3 protein-coding genes are annotated in these 3,369 nt (G+C 63.2%); all 3 read left to right on the top strand.

Annotated features, from left to right (window positions below; translation table 11 throughout):
* A partial coding sequence (locus Ari01nite_RS49255; RefSeq protein WP_203791654.1) for a hypothetical protein occupies nt 1-285 on the top strand: 285 nt, incomplete at its 5' end.
* 10 nt (nt 286-295) lie between these two features.
* Nucleotides 296-1,162, top strand: a complete 867-nt coding sequence (locus tag Ari01nite_RS49250) for an IS110 family RNA-guided transposase (protein ID WP_239163708.1) — start codon at nt 296-298, stop codon at nt 1,160-1,162.
* Between the two features lie 488 nt (nt 1,163-1,650).
* The gene (locus tag Ari01nite_RS49245) at nt 1,651-2,049 is read left to right on the top strand and encodes a hypothetical protein (protein ID WP_203791653.1); all 399 of its coding nucleotides are present in this window, start codon (nt 1,651-1,653) and stop codon (nt 2,047-2,049) included.
* Nucleotides 2,050-3,369: the final 1,320 nt, after the last annotated feature.

Below are 3,369 nucleotides of genomic sequence, written 5' to 3'. Positions count from 1 at the left end.
TGTGCAACCTCCGCACACGACTTCGTCGTGACCCTTGATGGCATGAAGGAGCGGGGCCTCGCTCCTCGTGACTCCCGGCGGGATGCTCGGGGTGCTCACGTCAACCGACGAAGGAGGCCCCACATGTCAGCAGAGTACGACGGCCCGCAGATCGTGGGTATCGATCTGCATCGTCGCCGGTCGGTGATCGTGCGGATGGACCAGGCCGGGCAGCGGCTGGCCAGTTGCCGGATCGACAACGATCCGGTCGCGTTCGCTGCGTGCGGAGATCGCGAAGGCGGGTGAGCGGCCGCAGGTGGTGCTGGAAGCCACCTACGGCTGGTACTGGGCCGCCGACGTCTTGGCCGACGCGGGCGCTCAGGTGCATCTGGCGCACCCGCTCGGGGTGAAAGGGTTCGCCTACCGGCGGGTCAAGAACGATATTCGCGACGCCTGCGACCTGGCAGACCTGCTGCGGATGGGCCGGTTACCCGAGGGCTGGATCGCCCCGCCGGCGGTCCGCGAGTTGCGGGAGATCGTTCGGCACCGCGCCAAGCTGGTCGCCTGGCGCACCGGAATGAAAGCCTCCGTGCACGGGGTGCTGGCCAAACAAGGCCTGCACCCGCCGGTGACGGATCTGTTCGGCGTCGCCGGCCGGCAGTGGTTGAGCACCGCACCGCTGGACGCGGCCTACCGGCTGCGGGTCAACGCGCTGCTGCGGCTGATCGACGCGATCGACTTCGAGCTCACCGCACTCGCCGGACCGCTACGGACGGCGCTGGCCGATCACCCCGGCTTCCACGCCGTGCAGAAGGTGCCGGGCGTCGGACCGACCTTGGCGGCGATCTTCGTCGCGGAGATCGGCGACGTCACCCGCTTCGCCGGCCCTGCCCAGTTGAGCTCGTGGGCCGGGCTGACACCCAAGCACCGCGAGTCCGACACCGTGGTGCATCGCGGACCGATCACCAAACAAGGCTCGACCCTGGTCCGGTGGGCCGCGGTCGAAGCCGCCCAGGGCGCCCGCAGCGCCGGCTGGCTCGACCAGACACGCACGCGGATCGCGGAACGCCGGGGTCGTAACATCGCCACCGTCGCGGTGGCCCGCAAGCTGCTCACTCTCGTCTTCTACGGTCTGCGCGACGGACACATCCGTGCCCTCGAGCCGACTGCGAAGGCGGCGTGAGCAGGCTCGGACGTGACCGGACGCGGGTCGTTCTGTGTCTGACCCCGACGGCCGACGGCGTGGTCGCCCTCTTGATTGACCCCGCCCGGTCACGGTCGTAAATCACCATGCCCACCGCACCCGCGCTGGACGAATGGATGACCGGCAGCCGAGCCTTCGGCCTGCCCTTTCCGGCATCACCCGGAACATGGCGAACACGACCACACCAACACCGTCAACACCGCGGCCACGCCGCGGCAACCCCCCGCGCCCGCCGACGCCCCGGACCACCCGTAAAACAGCTCAAACCAGTGACTTGACCGACCCCGCTCCTTCATGGATGACACGGAACGAGCATCATCGGCGGCCAGATGAAGAAGCGGACGGACAAAGGTCGCCAAGCCGCATGGCCGCTGCGGTGGCGACGCTGCAGGCAGCACGTACGTCCGATCGCCAAGCGGTCAGATGTTCGTGGCTCCGGGCGCGTAAGGTTATGAACGGGGGCGAGAATGAGTGGGATTCTAGGAAATTACGGTACGTTGGTTTGGAGATTTTTCCCCGAGTCGCGAGAGATCGTCAACAGTCTCATTTCGGAAGAGTTGGTGCGGGCCATCGACGAGGAACGGCTGCCTACCGAAATTTCCGTCTTCGAGTATACTATTCATGCTGTTTTTCCAATAGTTGAGCGTCTTGATGACGCGGCATCCTCGGGTGACTTAGTCCAGCGCTTCTGCCAATTCTGTCGCGCTCTCTTGGCCTACGCCGGGCCGGATGCCATGGACGTGGATTACCATTTCAATATCACGCTCCTTGAGTACGCCGATGTTCCCCGTGCGGCGGCAGCCGCGCGCGCCGTCGATCCCGATTTGGTTGATCTGATTCGAGCCAACTACGGCAAGTGGAAGTAAGTTCTACGAAGTGCAGATATTAGGCGAGACGGCCTCGATCCATCGGGAACGCTTTGATTTGTGGAGCTGTATTCAATACGTTTACTCCCATACTCGGTAGATTTCTGAAAGTGGGTGACGCTGCGAAGCAGGTTGCGGAATTCGGGGAGCCGGCCGCGGTAGTCGATGTCGAGGATTTCCAGGTGACCAGCCATCGAGCAGGACCGCCCCGAGCCGGGCCGGGTCGGCGACCCGCTGTGCGGGCACAGCGGTGGCTTGCTGTACCAGCGGCCGGATCTGCCGCCACTCGTCTGACACGCGATCGATATTGTGACGAGCAGCGAGCGGATCGCGGCAAATTAGGGCGTTCCCTATGGCTCCTAAAGCTCGTTCTGCGTTTCATTGATCGCGAATTTATTAACTGACGCGGTGCTGCGGCGCATACCGCAACCTCCGAGCCCGACAAACTCGCATCACGCGACACCATCTATCCAGAACTGAGCCAGCGCAAACGCCTCAGGTCTCGTCCGCCTGGGATACTGTTCACCGTCACGCCAGGCCAGGCGCAGTCGGTAGTGGCCCGGTTCGCCGACCACGAATACATCTCCTTGACCACCGGCCGCGATCTCAATCACCGTTATTCGCCCGGACGGCAAGTAAAGTCTAACCTCCTCGTCGAGTTGCCACCGCGCCTCCAGAGGCGCTGGAGGGGCGTCCCATAATTCGAAACGAATCTGGGCGCTACCGATGTCCTCACCCGACTCTATAAGAATAGTCGATGCCCCGACGCTGAGCCATCGGTGCCCAACTTTCCTGGGAGTCGGCAGATCTTCGCCTCCCTCACTGTCCTGAAACTGTAGGAGACGATAGGCGACGATTACCGTAACATCAGTTCCCGATAGCATCCGAGACACCGAAGCCTACCTCCATAATTCGAATGAACCCTGCTTATATATGCGCGTGCTGACTTGCTATCGTTCGAGTATTCAGTCGACCGCAATCGTGATCATCGTAAACGAGATCTATCGGTAACGCTTAACGTTTGCAAACAAGACGCGCACTCACATCGGCATGTCCGCGAGCCGAGAAGCAGCGCTGGTTGTCACGCTGCGTATCGAAGACTCGCGGCTAAATTAAGATGCGCCCGGTGCCGCGTGGAAGGATCATCGCCGCCGTGACCTTTCCTCTTGGGGAACTGCCGCCGGCGATCCAGGACCTTGCGTCTGCGTGGGGCGGCGCTCGGCCTGCGGTGGCGTCAGCGGCCGGCGCAACCGAACCACGGAAAGGCCGTCACGGGCGTTGAGTTGAAGTCAGCTGAGTGGCTGGGGCCCGCGCGGTGGA

The sequence above is a fragment of the Paractinoplanes rishiriensis genome, from assembly GCF_016862375.1.
Lineage (GTDB): Bacteria > Actinomycetota > Actinomycetes > Mycobacteriales > Micromonosporaceae > Actinoplanes > Actinoplanes rishiriensis.
The sequence above is the reverse complement of the archived record's forward strand: the minus strand, read 5'-3'. Positions and strand labels throughout refer to the sequence as shown.